Source organism: Limnochorda sp. LNt (assembly GCF_035593265.1).
GTDB classification, from domain to species: Bacteria; Bacillota; Limnochordia; order Limnochordales; family Geochordaceae; genus Geochorda; species Geochorda subterranea.
The window spans coordinates 791,104-809,526 of record NZ_CP141614.1 but is presented as its reverse complement, the minus strand read 5'-3'; the positions used below and the strand labels follow the sequence as shown (position 1 = coordinate 809,526).

Genomic DNA, 18,423 nt, shown 5'->3' with positions numbered 1-18,423 from the left:
TTCCCGTGAAGACCGTGAACGGCGCCGGGGCCCCCGGACTCTCTCGTACCGGGGGCCCGGTCGCTCGCCGCGGGCTCGGAGCCATCGCTGGCCCGCCGTCACCTCAGGCGCCGGGGAGGTCGTGGAAGCCCATCACCTCGTGCATCCACCGCAGGTAGGGCCCGTGCAGGCGCTCCACGGGCACGGCGGAGATGGCGGGCACCGTATAGCTGTGCAGCTCCTGCACCGTCTGCTCGATCCCGTCGAGCGCGCCCTCCAGGGTCTTCACCAGCAGCAGCGCCTCGCCCTCATCCACCATCTGCCCCTGCCACCAGTAGATGGAGCGGATGGAGGGCACGATATTGACGCACGCAGCCAGCTTGCGCTCGACCAGGGCGCGACCGATGCGACGGGCCTGCTCCTCGTCGGCGGTGGTGATGTAGACCAGATAGGCCGGAGCCATCCGCCGGTCGCCTCCTTCCCGGACCGGACGCCGGCTCCCGCTCACGCGCCCGCCGCTCTCGCCCGCGCCAGTTCCCGGATGCTGTCGACGATGGTCGACAGGTCCGTGCCGGGGCCGAAGACCTGACGGACTCCCTGGCGCCGCAGGTGCTCGGCGTCCTCCGAAGGGATCGTACCTCCCACGACCACCGGGAGATCACCCGCCCCGAGCCGCCGCAGGTGGTCGAGCACGTCGGGCACCAGGGTGTTGTGGGCCCCCGACAGGATGCTGATGGCGACCACGTCGACGTCCTCGTCGACGGCCATGCCGGCCACCTCCTCGGGCAAGCGGAAGAGCCCCGAGTAGATGACCTCCATCCCCGCGTCGCGAAGCGCCCGGGCGATGACCTTGATGCCGCGATCGTGGCCGTCGAGCCCTACCTTGGCCGCGAGCACACGGATGGGGCGCGCCGGCGCGGCGCCTGCCGGATGCACGGGCACGCTCACAGGATCGCCTCCTCCGCGTACGTCCCGTAGACGGCCTTGAGCGTGTCGACCATCTCGCCGAGGGTGGCATAGGCCCGCACCGCCTCGATGAGGGCAGGCATCACGTTTTGCTCCCGTCGGGCCGCTTCACGCAGCGCCTCGAGGGCGTGGCGCACCCGCCGCTCGTCGCGAGAGCGGCGCACTTGCTCGAGGCGTGCCACCTGCTTGCGCTCCAGCTCGGGGTCGATGCGCAGGATGGGCACCGCCTTCTCCTCGGACGGGGGGACCACGTACTTGTTGACACCGACGACGACCCGCTCGCCGTCGGCCACCTCACGCTGGTAGCGGTACGCCGCCTCGGCGATCTCCCGCTGCAGGAAGCCCTGCCGGATGGCAGCGATGACGCCGCCCATGGCCTCGATGCGCTCGATGTACTCCATGGCGCGCCGTTCCATCTCGTGGGTCAGCGCCTCGACGAAGTAGGAGCCCCCCAGGGGATCGGCCACGCTGGCGACCCCGCTCTCCTCGGCGATGACCTGCTGCGTGCGCAGCGCCAGGCGGGCCGCCTCGGCCGTGGGCAGCGACAGCGCCTCGTCCAGGGCGTTGGTGTGCAGCGACTGGGTGCCGCCCAGGACCGCCGCCAGCGCCTGCAGCGTCACCCGCACCACGTTGACCTCCGGCTGCTGGGCCGTCAGCGAACAACCGGCCGTTTGGGTATGGAAGCGAAGCGTCCAGGAGCGGGGATTGCGGGCGCCGTAGCGCTCCCGCATGAAGCGCGCCCACATGCGGCGAGCTGCTCGAAACTTGGCCACCTCCTCGAAGAAGTCCAGGTGGCTGTTGAAGAAGAAGGAGAGGCGGGGCGCGAAGCTGTCGACGTCGAGCCCGCGCTGCAGACAGGCTTCCACGTAGGTCAGCCCGTCGGCCAGGGTGAAGGCCAGCTCCTGCACGGCCGTCGAGCCTGCCTCGCGGATGTGGTAGCCGCTGATGGAGACGGTGTTCCAGCGGGGCATGTGGCGGGTGGCGAACTCGATGGTGTCCACCACCAGCTTGAGCGAGGGCTCCGGCGGGAAGATGAACTCCTTCTGCGCGATGTACTCCTTGAGGATGTCGTTTTGCAGCGTCCCCGACAGCCTCTCGGGCGGCACCCCCTGCTTCTCGCCGACGACCACGTACATGGCCATCAGGATGGCCGCCGGGCCGTTGATGGTCATGGAGGTGCTGACCCGGTCCAGCGGGATGCCCTCGAAGAGCCGCTCCATGTCCGCCAGGCTGTCGACGGCGACTCCCTCCCGCCCCACCTCGCCCCGGGCACGGGGATGGTCCGAGTCGTAGCCCAGCAGCGTCGGCAGGTCGAAGGCCACCGACAGCCCCGTCTGGCCGTGCTCCAGCAGGTAGTGGAAGCGCGCGTTGGTCTCCTCGGCCGTCCCGAAGCCGGCGAACTGCCGCATGGTCCAAAGCCGGCCCCGGTACATGGTCGGGTGGATGCCTCTCGTAAACGGGTACACGCCTGGATCGCCCAGGTCTCGCTCGTAATCCAGGTCCGCCACGTCATCCGGCCCGTAGAACCCTTTCAGAGGCAGCCCCGAGAGGCTCGTCACGTCCCGGGCTCGCTCGCCCTCCAGGCGAGCCGGCATCGCCCCCATGATGCGCTCACCCTCTCGTCTCAGCATCTCGCCGAGCCGCGCACCCGGTGGGTACGCCCCTGTGGCCTCGCTCACCTGCTCGTGCAGCTGATTGCGGTTTGCGATTATACGATACGCCGCCGATGCCGCGCTGGCGGCGACGGGGGCCGGTGGGTATGGTAGACTGCTCCGCGGGAGGTGCACCGTAGACGTTGGCCGCCTCGCCTTCCTCGTCGCCGGACAGGGAGGGCCGCGTGCAGCCCGTCTTCATCGGCATCGCCGGCGGCAGCGGCTCGGGCAAGACCACGGTGGCCCAGGCCATCCTGAGCCGGGTGCCCCGGGCCCGTGCCGCCCTCATCGAGCAGGACGCCTACTACAAGGACCAGGGCCACCTGCCCCTCGAGGAGCGCCGACGCATCAACTACGACCACCCCTCGGCCTTCGACACCGACCTCCTGGTGGCCCACCTCGACCGCCTGGCGACCGGCCAGAGCGTCGACAAGCCCGTCTACGACTTCGCCACCTACACCCGCACGGCGCGCACCGTCCGGGTCGATCCCGTCGACATCATCATCGTGGAGGGGATCCTGGTGCTGGAGGATCCCCGGGTGCGCGAGCGGCTCGACATCAAGATCTTCGTCGACACCGACGCCGACGTCCGGGTCCTGCGGCGCCTGATGCGCGACATCGAGCAGCGAGGACGCACCCTGGAGTCGGTGGTGCGCCAGTACCTGGAGACGGTGCGCCCCATGCACCTGCAGTTCGTGGAGCCCACCAGGCGCTACGCCGACCTCATCATCCCCGAGGGCGGCCTCAACGAGGTGGCCATCGACGTGCTGGCCAGCAAGGTGCGCGCCATCCTGGCCGAGCGGGCGTCCGACAAGGTTGGCACCGTGCTTTCTTGACTAAGCCTGCGCGGCGTGGCTATCCTATCCTGCGCGCTCTCAAGCGTAGGACCTACCACCCACAGGAGGGGGAAGCGTGGCATGGCTCACCAGCTGACCGCCAAGCCGTTCGACTCCATCCGCCAGCTGGACGGCATCTCCGAGCGTACCATGACGGAGCACTACAAGCTCTACCAGGGGTACGTCAACAAGTACAACGAGATCATGGCCAAGCTCGCCGAGCTGGGCGATGCCGACTACCAGGCGGCCAACCAGACCTACAGCCTCATCCGCGAGCTCAAGGTGGAGCTGACCTTCGCTCTGGGCGGCGTCAAGAACCACGAGCTCTACTTCGACATCCTGAGTGGCACCGGGGGCAAGCCCTCCGGCGCGCTGCTGGCCCAGATCGAGAGGGACTTCGGCAGCTTCGACCGGTGGGCCAAGGACCTCAAGGCGACGGGCATCGCCGCCCGGGGCTGGGTCTGGCTGGCCTGGGACCACGACAACAAGTACCTCTTCAACTACATCGGCGACGCCCAGAATACGTTCCCCGTCTGGAACGCCACGCCCATCCTGGCCCTCGACACCTACGAGCACGCCTACTTCATCGACTACGGCACCAACCGGGGCAGCTACATCGACGCCTTCTTCCGCAACCTGGACTGGGCCAAGGTGGAGCGGCGCTTCGCCGCCATCGCCCGCTAGGACGCCTCGACGCCGCAGCCCCAAGGACGCTGACCAGCCAGCGGGGGCAGGCCCCGAGGAGGCGCCTGCCCCTGCCTCGCTCCGCTTGGCCCACCCCTTCGCCTGACACCCCGCCGCCCGTCTCCTCATAGGCTGGACCAGGGTGGCACGGCGCTGCCAGCCGAACCGGCTTTCTCCATCCTGCGTCCCGAAGGACGCGCCCGCCGCCCTGCGGAAGAGTGCCGTGGCCCGTCCGAGGGCTGGCAGATCGATGCATCCCATGCCGCCTCGTTGGGCATACTGCCAGACGCGCCGCCGGCTACCATCCCGCGCCAGCGGTGCCGGCCTGTGGAGGGTGCCACCGCCAGGTGAGCGAGCATCACGACGCCGGTTGGGAAATCACCCCGTCCTCGAGGGCGGGCCAGCGCCGCCCCTTCTCGTTGGGCTGGCCAGGCCTGCTGGCATGGCTGACAGGGCTGGCGGTGGGTCTGTTGCTGGGCGTCGTCGCGCCTCCCCCGGGGCCCGAGGCGCTGGCCGCCGCCCCGGCCATCCTCTCGCCCCGAGCCGATGAGTACCCCGCCTGGGTGCGCGGCGTCCAGACCTCGCCTCCGCCGAGGGGCGCCCGGGGCCAGGGCGCGCTGGCGCTGCAGCGGCTCCTGTTCAGCCTCGGCTACGACGTCTCGCTCGATGGCATCTACGGCGCCGAGACGGCATCCGCCGTCTCCCGCTTCCAGGCACAGGCGGGCCTGCGGGCCACCGGCCAGGCCGACGCTACCACCGTCGCACGGATCCTGGCCACGACGTGGTGGTATCCGGTCCAACCGGGCGACACCCTGTCGGGCATCGCCCGGCTCTACGGTACCACCGTCGATACGCTGGTGCGGCTCAACGGCCTGGGCGGCGACACCATCCGGGTCGGTCAGCGTCTTTTGGTGCCGCGTGCGGGCATCGGCGGCACCGTCGTCGAGTGGGGACGCTACCGGGTGCAGCCGGGCGACACCCTCTGGTCCGTCGCCCGGCGTTTCGGCATCTCCTACGAGGCGCTGCAGCGGATCAACGCCATCATGGACCCCCGGGCCTTGCGGCCCGGCCAGCTCCTCTGGCTTCCCAGCCGTCCCACCGTGGCGGGCTCGGGCGCCGGGGTCAGCTTCGACTGGCCCGTGACGGGCCCCATCACCTCCGAGTACGGGTGGCGGGCCAATCCCTTCGGCGGCTCGGCGCGGGAGTTCCACGAGGGTCTCGACATCGCGGTGCCCTCCGGCACGCCCGTCAAAGCGGCGGCCCCCGGGGTCGTGCTGCAGGCCGGGTGGATGGACGGCTTCGGCTACGGGGTCGTCATCGACCACGGGGGCGGCGTCCAGAGCCTGTACGGCCATCTGAGCCGGGTCGGGGTACGCGCAGGGCAGGCCGTCGCCCGCGGGGAGGTCATCGCCTGGTCCGGGTCGACCGGACGCTCGACCGGGCCACACCTCGACTTCCGCATCAAGATCGACGGCAAGACGGTGGATCCCCTTCCCCTCCTGCCGTCCCGCTGAGGGGACGTCACCCGGCCGCGGGCCTCTCGCCCCGCTGCCGCAGCCACTCCCCCAGCAGGCGCAAGCCCTCCTGGATGGCCTGGGGCGAGGCCGCACACGACAGCCGCAGATGCCCCTCGCCCCGCTGGCCGAAGTCGACGCCGGGCGTCAGAGCGACTCCCGTCCGCTCCAGCAGCTCGAAGGCGAGCCCGACCGAGTCGCTCGTGATGCGGCGCACGTCGGCCAGCACGTAGAAGGCACCCTGCGGCCGGCCGGCGACGGGTAGCCCCAGCGCCTCGAGCCCCCGGGTCAGGATGCGGCGACGCTCCGCATAGGCCCGTGCCATGGCCGCCACGTAGGGCTCGCCCTCCGTCAGCGCCGCGACGGCCGCCGCCTGACTGGCGGCGGGGGCGCAGACCATTAGGTTCTGCTGAAGCTTCTGCAGGGGTCGTACCAGCTCGACCGGCGCCACGCACCAGCCCAGCCGCCACCCCGTCATGGCGTAACGCTTGGAGCAGCCGTCGACGACCACGGCCCTCGGTCCGTACTCCAGCGCGCTGGGCTCGGGACCCGTCTCCGACAGCCCGTGGTAGATCTCGTCGGAGATGAGCCAGATGCCGTGCCGCTCTGCCCACTCGACCAGCGGCTGCAGGGCTTCGGGCCCGTAGACGACGCCAGTGGGGTTGGACGGGGAGTTGACCAGGACCGCTCGCGTGCGGGGCGTGCGCGCCGCCTCCAGCGCCTCCACCGTCAGCCGATAGCCCGAGGCGGGCCCGGCATCGACCGCGACCGGCACGCCGCCCGCCGCCCGCACGAAGTTGGCGTAGCACGCATAGCCGGGGTCCGGCACGAGGGCCTCGTCGCCGGGATCCAGGATGGCCTGCATCACCATGGCCAGGGCGGGCGACGTCCCGCTCGTCACCAGCACGCGCTCGGGCGAGACGTCGACGCCGTAGCGGCGGTGATAGTGGCGTGCGATGGCCTCTCGCAGGGGGCGGATGCCCATGCTCTCGGTGTAGTGCGTGTGTCCCTCCGCCAGGGCCCTGCGCCCGGCCTCGACGATGGGCGGCGGCGTGGGAAAGTCGGGGTCGCCCACCTCGAGGTGGATGATGCGCCGCCCCTGCCGCTCCAGCGCCCTCGCCCGATCGAGGACGTCCATCGCCAGGAAGGCAGGGATCTCCCGGCTCCGGCGGGAGAGTGACGGCACCGGGCTCTCCATCGGCCAGACCACCTGTCCGTTACCCCGAAGGATTTGAGCCGGCCGTTTCGTCGGCGAGGGCGACCGCTCCTGCCGCGCGGGCACGTGCCGTGCCGGGCGTGGCCCGAGCGGGCGTCGGCGGCCGCACGGGATGGAAGGCGGCCACCTGGGCGGGGGCCGGATGCCGGACGTGCCACCATCGCAGGATGGGTCGCAGCACCGCCACCCACGGCTCCATGACCTGCAGGCGCTCCAACAGGGCGCCCAGGTGGGCCGCCTTGGGGTCCGTCAGGTAGAGGGCCCCCATGCCCGCCACGACCAGGCGGTGGAAGGACGGCTCCCACAGCACGAGTGCGGCCTCACGGGCCCGCCGGAAGACGCCGGCCAGGCGCTCGAGCGCGACCGGCGGGCGGGGGTAGCAGGCGGCGAAGTTGAGTTCGCCGCCCTCGCGGTCCTCGGCCTCGTCGATGGCGTAGTCCAGCAGGATGTGCCACGCCTGGATCCAGGGGAAGTACGCCGTCAGCGTCGCCTCGAGGTCCTCGGAGGGGAGGCGGCGGCTCCCTGCCGCCACCAAGGCGAAGATGCCCAGGGTCGAGCCGGCCGCCGCGGCGATCTCCCACCAGGCCATCCCGGCCGCCGGCGGCAGCCGGCCGGTTGCCTGCCCCAGGCGCGTCGCCCACCTGGCGGTCAGCCGCCGGCGGCTGCCCGGCTCGGCGTGCTTGCGTGCCTGCATCCGCGCATAGGCCAGCGCCAGGTGGCGCGCCGGTGCTCGGGATGCCTCGTCGACGCCCATGGCGGCCAGGACGCGCTGGCAGGTGGTCACCAATCGGACCAGGTAACCCCCGTCGTCCCACGGTGTCTCGGCCAGGCCGTTGGCCGGGGCGCCCCCCTGCAACGCCACGACCATGGCCTGGTGGAGTCGGCGCCGGTGGCGTCCGTCCAGTGGACGGCCACGATCCACGAGACTGTCGAGGTAGTCGCTCAGCGTCTGGTAGGCGACGCAAAACTCCACCATCCGAGCGAAGTGCGGACCGGGCACGGCCGCGGCGTAGACGGCGGCACCCAGGCTGTGAAAGGCCTTGTGACGCAAGCTGCCCAGCGCCTGGCGCCGCGCCTCCGGGTCGGGGATGGACTGGGCCCGAGCCTCCCATCGAGCCAGTGCCCGCCGGGCCAGTGCCTGGGCGGCCACCATGCGGGCCGCCAGGACGGTGACAGATCCCATCTCGTCAGGAGGATTTCTCTCCGAGACCGTCAATCTATGCGCTTCAAAGGCGCAAGCGCCACCCAATCTCCGCGACTCAGCGAAGGAGGTCCGCCTTCGTGTCACGTCATCTTCGGTTCGCTGCGCGGGCTTTCACCTTCCTCGTCCTCGGCCTGGCCCTGGCGGGATCGGCCGACGTGGAGGCGGCGCCCTCGGGCCCGCTGCCCCGCATCGGCATCGTCCAGATCGTGGAGCACCCTTCCCTGGACGCGGCGCGCCAGGGGTTCGTCGACGCCCTGGCCGAGCTCGGCTACGTGGAGGGCTCCACGGTCCGCTACGACGTCCGCAGCGCCCAGGGCGACCTGGCCATCGCCCAGGCCATCGCCCAGCGCTTCGTCGCCGACGGGGTCGACCTGATCCTGGCCATCGCGACCCCAGCGGCTCAGGCGGCCGCCCAGGCCACCCGCAGCATCCCCATCCTCATCACGGCGGTGACCGACCCGGTGGCCGCCCGCCTGGTGGAGAGTCTCGAACGGCCCGGCACCAATGTGACGGGCACATCCGACATGACGCCCGTCGCAGCCCAGCTCCGCCTCCTGCGGCAGCTGGTGCCCTCGGCCCGGCGGGTCGGGGTCGTCTACAACCCCGGCGAGGTCAACTCCCAGGTGCAGGCCCGCCTCACCCGTCAGGCCGCCGCCGAGCTCGGTCTCGAGATCGTCGAGGCCAGCGCCGCCTCCAGCACGGAGGTGATGACGGCGGCCCAGTCCATCGCCCGGCGGGTCGACGCCTACTACGTCTTCACCGACAATACGGTGGTGAGCGCTCTGGAGTCGGTGGTCAAGGTGGCCGAGGAGGCACGCAAGCCGCTCATCGTGGGTGAGGGCGACAGCGTGCGGCGCGGGGGGTTGGCCAGCGTCGCCATCGACTACTACGAGCTGGGGCGCCAGACCGGCCGCATGGCCGCCGAGGTGCTGCGAGGGGCGTCGCCGGCCGAGATGCCCATCCAGTTCCAGCAGGAGGCGCGCCTCGTCATCAACCTCCAGGCCGCCCGTCGCATGGGCGTCACCGTGCCGGCGGAGCTGATCGAGTCGGCGGCGGAGGTGATCCGCTGATCGACGCCGCCATGCTCCAGATGGTGTTCCAGCAGGGCCTGCTCTACGGCATCATGGCGATGGGGGTTTTCCTCTCCTTCCGCATCCTGGCGGTGCCGGACCTGACCGTCGATGGGAGCTTCCCCCTGGGCGGCGCGGTCGCGGCCACCCTCATCGCCGCGGGCTTCCCGGCGCTTCCCGCCACGCTGGTGGCGGTAGCCGCCGGGGCAGCGGCGGGAGGCGCCACGGGCTGGCTCCATGCCCGCCTGCGGGTGCCGGCCTTGCTGGCGGGCATCCTCACCATGACCGCCCTGTTCTCGGTCAACCTGCGTGTCATGGGTCGTCCCAACGTCCCGCTGCTGAGGCTGCCGACCCTGATGGAGGACGCCGGGCGTCTCGGCATCCCTTTCGATTGGGCACCACTCGTGGTCTTCGCAGCCGCGGTCGCACTGGTGGCTGGGGGGCTGCTGTGGTGGCTGCGCACGGAGATGGGGCTGGCCCTGCGGGCCGCCGGCGACAACGAGGCGATGGCCTCCAGCGCCGGCGTGGAGGTGGGCCGGGCCCGGACCGTGGGGTTGGCTATCTCCAACGGCCTCGTGGCGCTGTCGGGAGCATTGGCCGCGCAGTACCAGGGTTTCGCGGACGTCAACATGGGCGTCGGCACCATCGTGGCCGGGCTGGCGTCGGTCATCCTGGGCGAGGCCATCGTCCGACCTCGTGGCCTGGCCTGGCGGCTGGCAGCGGCCGTCACGGGCAGTCTCGCGTACCGGGCCGCCATCGCCGCCGCCCTCCAACTGGGGCTGGACCCCGGCGACCTCAAGCTGGCGACGGCTGCGGTGGTGGCCATCGCCCTGGCCGTCCCCGGCTTCGCCCGCGATCGGCTGCGAGCCGGCGTCCCGGTGCAACGGCCGGGCGGGGGTTTTGGGCGATGGCTGGCAGCGCACGGGCTCCTGTCGGCGGGCCACCGGCGCCCGCCCCCGCCGTGAAGGAGGGCCGGCTCCCGTGGCCATGCTGCGGCTGAGCGGGATCACCAAGACCTTCAGGGAGGGCGGCGCGGTCGATGGCCGCCCGGCCCTCGACGGGGTCTCGCTGGTGTTGCGTGCCGGCGAGTTCGTCACGGTGGTGGGCAGCAACGGCGCCGGCAAGTCGACGCTGCTCAACGTGGTGGCCGGGACCGTCATGCCCGACGCCGGTCAGGTCCACGTCGACGGCCAGGACGTGACGGGCTGGCCGGAGCACCGACGGGCGGCCTTCATCGGGCGGGTCTTCCAGGATCCCCGAGCCGGCACCGCCGGGTCGCTGACCATCGAGGAGAACATGGTGCTGGCCATGACCCGAGGCATCCGGCGCGGCCTGGCCCCGGCGCTCACCCGCGCGCGGCGAGCGGCCATCACGGAGGCGCTCGCGACCCTCGGCATGGGGCTGGAGCACCGGCTGGAGACGCCCGTCTCGCATCTCTCGGGCGGCCAGCGTCAAGCCCTGACGGTCTTGATGGCCACGGTGCGCGCCCCCAAGCTCCTGCTGCTGGACGAGCACACCGCCGCCCTGGACCCTCGGGCGGCGGAGACGGTGCTCGAGCTGACCCGGCAGGTGGTGGCCCGGCAGGGGCTGACCACCCTCATGGTGACCCACAACCTGCGCCACGCCCTCACCGTCGGAGACCGGACCCTGCTCATGCACGAGGGTCGCATCGTGCTGGACCTGGCGGGGGAGGCCCGGCGGGGCATGGACGTGGCGGATCTGATGGAAGCCTTCCGTCGGGCGTGCGGGGAATCGGCCCTCGACGACCGCCTGGTACTCAGCGCCGCGCCCTGAGCCCGCGGCAGAGGGAAAGGAGGCGCTCCGCCCGTCATGGAGCACGTGGTCGCACTGTTGTGGATCGTCGACCCCGAGGCCAACCGGCGGCTGCGACCCGCCCACCTGGAGTACATCGGACGCTTGCACCGGGAGGGCAAGGTCGTGATGGCCGGGCCCTTCGGCGATGGCAGCGGGGGGATGGTCGTCTACCGGGTCGACTCCGTGGACGAGGCAAGGCGGCTCGTGCTCGACGATCCGGTGGTCAGCGGGGGAGCCCGGCGGTTCAGCCTGCTCCCGTGGACGCCGCTGGAGCTCTCCCAGCTGTAGTCCCGTCCCGGGAGCGCCGGACCTGGGAGCCCGTCGGGGGCGCCCTGCTCGAGGCCGCGAGGGCAGGCTTGGTGGTGGGCGCCATGGCACTGGCCAGCCGTATCCCGACCTCCAGGGATGGGGCGCCGTCACGGCGAACACGAGATGCAGAGGGAGACAGGAGGAGGCGGTGAGCGTGACCGGGCGAGAGCGGGCTGAGGCCACCACGGGTCGGTACGCGTTCGAGCAGTTCTTCGCCGTGCGGCGCCATCAGCCGGGCGCCCTGGCCTTCAGCCCCGACGGTCGGCACGTCTACGTCTCGACCGACATCTCGGGGCAGTTCAACCTCTGGCGCATCCCGGTGGAGGGCGGCTGGCCGGATCAGCTGACCCTCTTCGAGGACCGGACGGTGCGCATGGCCGCGGCGCACCCCCAAAGCGACCGGATCGTCTTCCTGGCCGATCGCGACGGCAACGAGTTCTGGCAACTCTTCGAGCTCGACGTGCGGGGCGGCTGGCCGCGGCAGTTGACGTCCCGGGAAGACGTCCGCTACGAGATGGGTGCCGGGGCCTTCTCACCCGATGGGCGGCGCATCGCGTACGCCGGCAACCAGCGCACGCCCACCGAGGTGGACGTCTTCGTCCGCGAGCTCCCCGACGGGGAGCCTCGCCTGGTCCTCTCCACCGGCGAGTACCTGGTGCCCGTCGCGTGGGCCCCCGATGGCCGCCGCCTGACGGTGGTCGCCTTCCACGCCAACACCGACCAGGACGTCTACGTGCTGGATCTGACGGATGGCTCGCACCGCAACGTGACGCCCCACGAGGGAGAGGCCGTCCACTTCCCCGAACGGTGGCTGCCCGACGGCAGCGGGTTTTTGGTGGTGAGCAACCGCGATCGGGAGTTCTCGGGACTGGCCATCGTCCGGCCCGACCGCCCGGGCGTCCTCGAGTGGATCTACACGCCCGAGTGGGACGTCGAAAACGTGGAGCTGGCTCCCGACGGGCAGGTGGCGCTGGTCTCGGTCAACGAGGGCGGCATCAGTCGCCTGCGTCTCGTCGAGGTGCCCTCGGGCCGGGTGGTGACCGAGCCTCCGGTGCCGGAAGGCGTGCTGGCCTCCGTCCGCTTCTCGCCGGACGGGAGCCACGCGGCGCTGCTCCTGGCCACCCCCCGCCGGGCGGCCGAGCTCTACACGCTGCGGCTCGCCGACGGCCGGGTCACCCGGATCACCTCCAGCATGCTGGGGGGCATCCCCGAGGAGGCCCTGGCGGCCCCGGAGCTGGTGACGTTCCCCACCTTCGACGGTCGGCAGATCCCGGCGTGGCTCTATCGCCCACGGGGGGCCTCGCCGGGCGCCCCGGCGCCGGTCGCCCTCTCCATCCACGGGGGGCCCGAGGCGCAGGAGCGGCCCGCCTATCATCCTCTCTACCAGTACCTGCTCCACCGGGGCATCGGCATCCTGGCGCCCAACATCCGCGGCTCCACCGGGTACGGGATCAGCTACCAGCGCCTCATCCACCGGGACTGGGGCGGCGGCGAGCTGCGGGACATCGAGGCCGCGGCTCGCTACCTGCAGAGCCTGCCGTGGGTCGACCGCCGCCGCCTGGCCATCTTCGGCGGGAGCTTCGGCGGGTTCGCCACGCTGTCCGCCGTGACCCGCCTGCCGCAGTACTGGGCGGCAGCCGTCGATATCGTCGGCCCCAGCAACCTGGTCACCTTCGTCAGGAGCGTGCCCCCGACGTGGCAGCGATTCATGAAGCGCTGGGTGGGGGACCCCGACGAGGACCGCGAGATGCTGCTGGAGCGCTCCCCTATCACGTACGTCGACCAGGTGCGGGCGCCCCTGCTGGTCATTCAGGGCCAAAACGACCCGCGTGTGGTCAAGGCCGAGTCGGACCAGATGGTCGAGCGCCTGAGGGCCCTGGGCCGTCCCGTCGATTACGTGGTCTTCGAGGACGAGGGGCACGGCTTCACCCGACGAGCCAACCTCCAGCGGGCGTATCGCCTCACGGCGGACTTTCTGGAGCGGCATCTGTTGCCGGGCCGCTGAGTCAGGGGCCCGCGACGGCGCCCCCGGCGAGCCCCACGGGCCCCGGCACCGGCTGGTGACATCGCGCCGAGACGGAGGGGGAGGCCACGCCATGCGTGTGCGTGACAAGATGACCCTCAATCCCATCACGGTGGAGCCCAGCACCCCGGTGGCCGAGGCGCTGCGTCTCATGGAGGGGCGCAAGATTCGCCGGCTGCCGGTGCTGCAGGAGGGGCAGGTGGTGGGCATCGTGACGCTGCTGGACCTGATGAGGGTCTCGGCATCGCCCGCCACCACGCTCAGCGTCTACGAGCTGCGGTACCTCCTCGACAAGCTGACGGTCCAGGAGGCCATGACCCGGCGGGTCATCACGGTGACGCCCGACTCACCCATCGAGCAGGCCGCCCTCTTGATGCGGGAGCACAAGATCGGCGGACTGCCCGTCGTCGAGGAGGGCCGGCTCGTCGGCATCATCACCGAGACCGACATCTTCGACGCCTTCGTCGACCTGTTGGGTGTGCGCAAGCCGGGCTCACGCCTGGAGATCGACTGCGCCGACCGGCCAGGGGTGCTGGCGCGGATCGCCTCGGTCATCGCCAGCTACGGCCTCAACATCCACAGCGTCGTCACCACGCCGGCTCCCCCGGGCCAGGCCCACCTGGTCTGCCGGGTGCAGGGCGACGACGTGGCCAGCCTCGCGGCGGAGCTGCAACGCGCCGTCGAGGAGTGCCGGGTCCACTGGGAGGCGCCTTCGTCCGCTGCGTGACGATCCCCTGGCAGCCTTCGACCCCCTCGTCGCGGAGAGTTTCACGCGGCGGTGGGGACCGCCGACCCCGGTGCAGCGGCTCGGGTGGCCTGCCATCCGGTCGGGGCATGACGTGGTGCTGTCGGCCCCGACCGGGTCCGGCAAGACGCTGGCGGCCTTCCTGGTGACGCTCGACGAGCTGCTGCGCACGCCGCGAGAGGACTGCCCGCGCGTCCACACCGTCTACGTCTCGCCCCTGCGGGCCCTGAGCCACGACATCCACCGCACGCTGCAACAGCCCCTGACCGAGATGGCCGCCCTCGCCCGTGACCGGGGCCAGCCGTGGCCCGGCATCGAGGTCGGGGTGCGCACCGCTGACACCCCTGCCCGGCAGCGCCGGGCCATGGCGCGCCGCCCCCCGCATGTCCTGGTCACGACCCCGGAGTCCTTCTTCTTGTTGCTCCTGTCGCCGGCGACGCGCCCCACCCTGCTTCGGGCGCGCCGGGTCATCGTCGACGAGGTGCACGCGCTGGCCCCGAGCAAGCGAGGCGTGCTCCTGGCGCTCAGCCTGGAGCTGAGGGACCACCTGGCGGGCGACCGGGCCCAGCGCGTGGGGCTGTCGGCCACCATCGAGCCGCCGGAGGCCGCCGCTCTCTGGCTCGGCGGTGCCCGCGCAGAAGGGGTGCGGGTGCTCGAGGCAGGCGGCCGCAAGCCCCTGGCCCTCGAGGTGAGCGTGCCCGGCCTCGGACTGCCGGAGGAGGAGGGGTCGGTCTGGCCGTCGGTAGCGCGGCGGCTCCTGGAGCTCATCGAGGCCCACCGCACCACCCTGGTCTTCGTCAACAACCGCCGCCTGGCGGAGCGCCTCACGCACCTCGTCAACGATCTGGCCGGACGTCGCCTCGTCCTCACCCACCACGGCAGCATGGCGCGGCCCGCCCGCCTCTACGTGGAGGAAGCGCTCAAGTCCGGTGAGATCAAGGCCGTGGTGGCCACCTCCACCCTCGAGCTGGGCATCGACGTGGGAGCCGTCGATCTGGTCGTCCAGGTCCAGGCGCCCAAGCAGGTGGCCCAGGGACTGCAGCGGCTGGGTCGCTCCGGCCATGCCGTCACGGGCACCCGTCGGGGCATCCTGCTGGCCACGCACCCCGCCGACCTGCTGGAGGCCTCGGCCGCCGCCCGTGCCATGGCCGCCGGCGACATCGAGCCCACCCGGCCGCTGTCGGGCGGGCTCGATGTGCTGGTGCAGTTCGTGGTCGGGGCCGCCGCGGTCCAGGAGTGGGACGAGGATGCCCTGCTCCGACTGGTCCGCCGGACGGCCGCATTCTCGGACCTTTCCCGGGAAATGTTTCGAGAGGTCCTGGCCCTGGCAGCCGGCGAGCTCCCCGACGGGCGTTGGCGGCCCCGTGTGCGTTGGGATCGCCAGCGCGGGCGCATCCGTAGCGCCGAGGGAGCCCTGACGGTGCTCTACGCGGGCGCCGGCACCATCCCGGACCGGGGGCTGTATCCCGTCTACCTGCAGGGTACCGACGTCAAACTCGGCGAGCTGGACGAGGAGTTCACCTACGAGAGCCGCCGGGGCGACGTCTTCTGGCTCGGCATGGGCACGTGGCGCATCGAGGCCATCAAGCCCGACCGGGTCGTGGTCAGCCCCGCCCCTCACGAGGGACCCGCCCTGCTGCCGTTTTGGCGGGGGGACGCGCCGGGCCGCTCCACTCACCTCGGGCGCTGGGTCGGGGAGACGCTGGAGCGGATGAGCGAGCGCCTGGAGGCCTGCCCCTCCGACGATGGAGCGATCTCGGAGCTGCGGGGGTGGCTGCGCGAGCACGCCTGCCTGGATGAGCCGGCTGCCGACGCTCTGGCCCGCCTGCTGGTCCGCCAGTGGAGAGCATGCGGCACGCTCCCCACGGACCGCCGGGTCGTGGTCGAGACCTTTCCCGACGAGTTGGGCGACCGGCGCATCGTCCTGCACAGCCCCTGGGGCCGGGCCGTCCACCGGGCCTGGGCCGTGGCCATCGAAGGATACCTCCGGGCCCGGGGGCTGACCCCCGATACGGTCGCGGCCGATGACGGGTTGATGGTGCGACTCCCCGCGGAGGCGGACGTGGACCCCGACGAGCTCTGCCGCCTCGGAGGCCAGGACCCCACGGCGCTCGTGCAGGCGTGGCTGCCCACGAGCCACCTGGTGGCCCAGCGGTTTCGGGAGGCGGCGACCCGGGCCCTGCTCATCCCGCGCAGCCACCGGGCGCGCCGCCAACCCTTGTGGCTGCAGCGCCTCAGGGCCGCCGATCTGCTGGACCAGGCGACGCGGACAGGGGCCGCGGGCGTCTTGCTGCAGGAGGCCATCCGCGAGGCGGCCACGGAGGACCTCGACGTGGCGACCATGGCGCGGCTCGTGCGGGGCCTGCAGCGGGGCGAGATCGAGGGGCGGGTGGTGGAGCGCCGCGTCCCGTCTCCTCTCGCGGCGGCCATGCTGGCCGCGTTCACGCAATCCTACCTCTACAGGCCCGACGCGCCCAAGGCTCAGGCCCGCCCGACGCTGCTGATGGGCGCGCCCGAGGAGCTGCTCCGGCAGGCGGCTGCCGCCGGGACCCTGGAGCACCTGGTGGACGCCCGGGCCCTGCAGGAGGTGGCCGAGCGCCATCGGTTCCCGGCGTGGCTGGGCGCTCGGCCCCCCGACGGGATCGAGCGGCTGGAGGACTGGCTGCGCTTCGCCGGCGACATCCGCGACCGCGAGCTGGAGGAGGCCCTCGGCTCGGAGGCTCCGTGGCAGGCCTGGATGGAGGCGCTCGTGCGGCAGGGACGCGCGCTGCGCCGGGGTGCCTTGTGGGTCCATGCCCTGCTGGCCCCTGCCCTCGAGGCCCTGGAGTCGGAGGAGCTGCAGCAGCGGGTGGATGCCCTCGCCGCCCTCCTCTCTCACCGGTTGCCATCGCGGCCGGGCCCCTGGCGCGTGGAGGAGGTGGCCGAGCGCTACGACGTCCCGCTCCCGGTGGCGCGAGGCGCCCTGGGGGTGCTGGAGGCTCGAGGTCTCGTGTTGCGGGCCACCCTCCGGGCCGGCGAGGCGCCCGTCTACGTGGCGGTGGCGGGCTTGCTTGAGGCCCGCAGGCGCACGCTCCAACGGGCCCGCGCCGAGGCCGCCCCTCTCCCCATCTCCCGCTACCAGGCGTTCGTCCTGCGACGTCACGGCGTGGTGCGTTCGCGTGAGCGCCCCGAGACCGACACGGGGACGCAGCTCCTCACCCGGCGACTCTCCACTCTGGCGGGCGTGCGGGCCCGGTGGTCGGACTGGGTGGCCATGCTGGCGGCCCGCCTCGGTCGAGACCCGCGCCCCGATCTGGCCCGGGCCATCGCTTCGGGCCAGATCGGATGGGCCGTCGTGGCGACCGCCGGGGAGGACCAGCGGGAGCCCCGGGTGACCCTCTTCCCTCGGGCTCAGGCGTCCGCCACGTACCTGGCCGGCCCTGCCGTCTCCGAGCCCCAGCTCTCCGCCGAGGCCCGCGCCGTCCTGGCGCTCCTGCAGCGAGGAGGCAGCTGGTTCGGGTGGGAGGTCGCCAGCCAGGCCGGGCTCGACCTGGAAGCCGCCGCCCGAGCTCTCCTGGAGCTGGTACGCGCCGGCCTCGCGGGAGCCGAGTCCTTGGAGCTGCTCGAAGCCGCCGCTCGGGCCCCCAGGCGTGACGTGCCGGTTGCCGTCGGCTCGCCACCGGGGGCGTACCGCCGCCCCGCCCGGGCGGTGCGGCGTGCGGCACGCCGTGCCCTCTCCCGTCGCGTCGTGGCCAAGCCCGACGTCGGCCTGGTGCGCTTCTACCTCGCCGGTCACGACCCTGGCGCCCCGGCCCAGCGGGCCGAGGCCTGGGCCGAGGCCCTGCTGGCGCGGTACGGGATCGTCAGCCGGAGCGTGGCGGCAGCCGAGGGGATCCCGGTGCCCTGGTCCCACGTCGCCCAGGCGCTGGAGACCATGGAGGCGCAAGGTCGGATCCAGCGCGTCTACGCGGTGGAGGGCCTCGATGGCGAGCAGTTCGCCCGCGAAGCCGACGCCGAGGCTTTGCGCTCGGGGGCGGACGACGCCGGCGGCCCGCCGGCCCGCGGGTGGGCCACCGCGAGCGTGGACCCCGCGGTGACGGTCGGCTGGGCCGGGCATCCCCCTGCGTGGTGGCCGGCGGGGCCTCCCACGGGCCTGGTCGCCGGGGTCGGCCCCCAGCCCATCCTGCTTTTGCGTCCGGCCTCGGGCGGGCTGTGGCACGACCCTGGCGCGTGCCCCGAGGCGCTGGGCCAGGCTCTGGAGGCGGCGGTGCGCGTGGCGGGGATGGCCTTTCCCGGGCGTCGGCTCATCGTTCGCACCGTCCAGGGGATCCCCGTCCCCCACGACCGCGGGCGCCTGGCGTGGATACGGGCGGCCGGGTTCGCCGAGGGCCCCCGGACCCTCGAACGTTGGGTCTAGACCCTACCTTCCTC

The 18,423-nt window shown here is 72.3% G+C and carries 15 protein-coding genes; 10 read left to right on the top strand and 5 right to left on the bottom strand.

Annotated features, from left to right (window positions below; all coding sequences use genetic code 11):
- Window positions 1-103: 103 nt before the first annotated feature.
- From cutA to VLY81_RS03780, 3 genes are read right to left on the bottom strand one after another with little or no spacing between them, the layout of a single operon-like run.
- A complete protein-coding gene (gene cutA / locus VLY81_RS03790; protein WP_324669698.1) occupies window positions 104-442 on the bottom strand; it encodes a divalent-cation tolerance protein CutA in 339 nt (112 codons plus the stop codon).
- Window positions 443-483: 41 nt separating this feature from the next.
- Window positions 484-927 carry a cobalamin B12-binding domain-containing protein gene (locus tag VLY81_RS03785; protein WP_324669697.1) on the bottom strand — a complete coding sequence of 148 codons (444 nt, stop codon included), beginning with the start codon at window positions 925-927 and terminating at the stop codon, window positions 484-486.
- Entirely contained in the window at window positions 924-2,549 is a 1,626-nt protein-coding gene (locus VLY81_RS03780; RefSeq protein WP_405001320.1) for an acyl-CoA mutase large subunit family protein, read from the bottom strand. Before VLY81_RS03780 ends, VLY81_RS03785 begins: the two co-directional genes overlap by 4 nt.
- 233 nt (window positions 2,550-2,782) lie before the next feature.
- Between VLY81_RS03780 and udk the strand changes: the two genes are divergently transcribed.
- The 3 genes from udk to VLY81_RS03765 all read left to right on the top strand — a co-directional run bounded on the left by udk (window position 2,783) and on the right by VLY81_RS03765 (window position 5,631).
- Entirely contained in the window at window positions 2,783-3,433 is a 651-nt protein-coding gene (udk, locus tag VLY81_RS03775) for a uridine kinase (protein ID WP_324669695.1), read from the top strand.
- An 81-nt stretch (window positions 3,434-3,514) separates the two neighbouring features.
- Complete coding sequence (locus VLY81_RS03770) at window positions 3,515-4,117, top strand: superoxide dismutase (RefSeq protein WP_324669694.1); 603 nt, start codon at window positions 3,515-3,517, stop codon at window positions 4,115-4,117.
- A gap of 347 nt (window positions 4,118-4,464) precedes the next feature.
- On the top strand, window positions 4,465-5,631 hold the full coding sequence (locus VLY81_RS03765) for a peptidoglycan DD-metalloendopeptidase family protein (RefSeq protein ID WP_324669693.1): 1,167 nt from the start codon (window positions 4,465-4,467) through the stop codon (window positions 5,629-5,631).
- Window positions 5,632-5,638: 7 nt separating this feature from the next.
- Here the strand turns inward: VLY81_RS03765 and VLY81_RS03760 are convergent, their stop codons facing one another.
- Window positions 5,639-6,829 (bottom strand): pyridoxal phosphate-dependent aminotransferase, encoded by a 1,191-nt coding sequence (locus tag VLY81_RS03760; RefSeq protein WP_324669692.1) that lies wholly within the window; start codon window positions 6,827-6,829, stop codon window positions 5,639-5,641.
- A gap of 19 nt (window positions 6,830-6,848) precedes the next feature.
- Window positions 6,849-8,030: a DUF2600 family protein gene (locus VLY81_RS03755; protein WP_324669691.1), complete on the bottom strand. Its 1,182-nt coding sequence runs from the start codon at window positions 8,028-8,030 to the stop codon at window positions 6,849-6,851.
- Window positions 8,031-8,128: 98 nt separating this feature from the next.
- Here VLY81_RS03755 and VLY81_RS03750 point away from each other — a divergent pair, with 98 nt between their 5' ends.
- The 7 genes from VLY81_RS03750 to VLY81_RS03720 all read left to right on the top strand — a co-directional run bounded on the left by VLY81_RS03750 (window position 8,129) and on the right by VLY81_RS03720 (window position 18,409).
- Complete coding sequence (locus tag VLY81_RS03750) at window positions 8,129-9,121, top strand: ABC transporter substrate-binding protein (protein WP_324669690.1); 993 nt, start codon at window positions 8,129-8,131, stop codon at window positions 9,119-9,121.
- An 11-nt stretch (window positions 9,122-9,132) separates the two neighbouring features.
- Entirely contained in the window at window positions 9,133-10,086 is a 954-nt protein-coding gene (locus tag VLY81_RS03745) for an ABC transporter permease (protein WP_324669689.1), read from the top strand.
- Window positions 10,087-10,108: 22 nt separating this feature from the next.
- Entirely contained in the window at window positions 10,109-10,915 is an 807-nt protein-coding gene (locus VLY81_RS03740; RefSeq protein ID WP_324670333.1) for an ABC transporter ATP-binding protein, read from the top strand.
- A gap of 36 nt (window positions 10,916-10,951) precedes the next feature.
- Window positions 10,952-11,224: a YciI family protein gene (locus VLY81_RS03735; protein WP_324669688.1), complete on the top strand. Its 273-nt coding sequence runs from the start codon at window positions 10,952-10,954 to the stop codon at window positions 11,222-11,224.
- Window positions 11,225-11,393: 169 nt separating this feature from the next.
- The gene (locus VLY81_RS03730; protein WP_324669687.1) at window positions 11,394-13,250 is read left to right on the top strand and encodes a S9 family peptidase; all 1,857 of its coding nucleotides are present in this window, start codon (window positions 11,394-11,396) and stop codon (window positions 13,248-13,250) included.
- Between the two features lie 91 nt (window positions 13,251-13,341).
- A complete protein-coding gene (locus tag VLY81_RS03725) occupies window positions 13,342-13,995 on the top strand; it encodes a CBS and ACT domain-containing protein (RefSeq protein WP_324669686.1) in 654 nt (217 codons plus the stop codon).
- Between the two features lie 70 nt (window positions 13,996-14,065).
- Window positions 14,066-18,409 (top strand): DEAD/DEAH box helicase, encoded by a 4,344-nt coding sequence (locus VLY81_RS03720; RefSeq protein WP_324669685.1) that lies wholly within the window; start codon window positions 14,066-14,068, stop codon window positions 18,407-18,409.
- Window positions 18,410-18,423: the final 14 nt, after the last annotated feature.

What these genes read in the sequence shown, in the direction of transcription:
- VLY81_RS03735 (WP_324669688.1), top strand. Translation starts at nt 10,952, where the DNA reads ATGGAGCACGTGGTCGCACTGTTGTGGATCGTCGACCCCGAGGCCAAC.
- VLY81_RS03745 (WP_324669689.1), top strand. Translation starts at nt 9,133, where the DNA reads ATGCTCCAGATGGTGTTCCAGCAGGGCCTGCTCTACGGCATCATGGCG.
- VLY81_RS03770 (WP_324669694.1), top strand. Translation starts at nt 3,515, where the DNA reads ATGGCTCACCAGCTGACCGCCAAGCCGTTCGACTCCATCCGCCAGCTG.
- VLY81_RS03725 (WP_324669686.1), top strand. Translation starts at nt 13,342, where the DNA reads ATGCGTGTGCGTGACAAGATGACCCTCAATCCCATCACGGTGGAGCCC.
- cutA (WP_324669698.1), bottom strand. Translation starts at nt 442, where the DNA reads ATGGCTCCGGCCTATCTGGTCTACATCACCACCGCCGACGAGGAGCAG.
- VLY81_RS03760 (WP_324669692.1), bottom strand. Translation starts at nt 6,829, where the DNA reads ATGGAGAGCCCGGTGCCGTCACTCTCCCGCCGGAGCCGGGAGATCCCT.
- VLY81_RS03755 (WP_324669691.1), bottom strand. Translation starts at nt 8,030, where the DNA reads ATGGGATCTGTCACCGTCCTGGCGGCCCGCATGGTGGCCGCCCAGGCA.
- VLY81_RS03740 (WP_324670333.1), top strand. Translation starts at nt 10,109, where the DNA reads ATGCTGCGGCTGAGCGGGATCACCAAGACCTTCAGGGAGGGCGGCGCG.
- VLY81_RS03780 (WP_405001320.1), bottom strand. Translation starts at nt 2,549, where the DNA reads ATGGGGGCGATGCCGGCTCGCCTGGAGGGCGAGCGAGCCCGGGACGTG.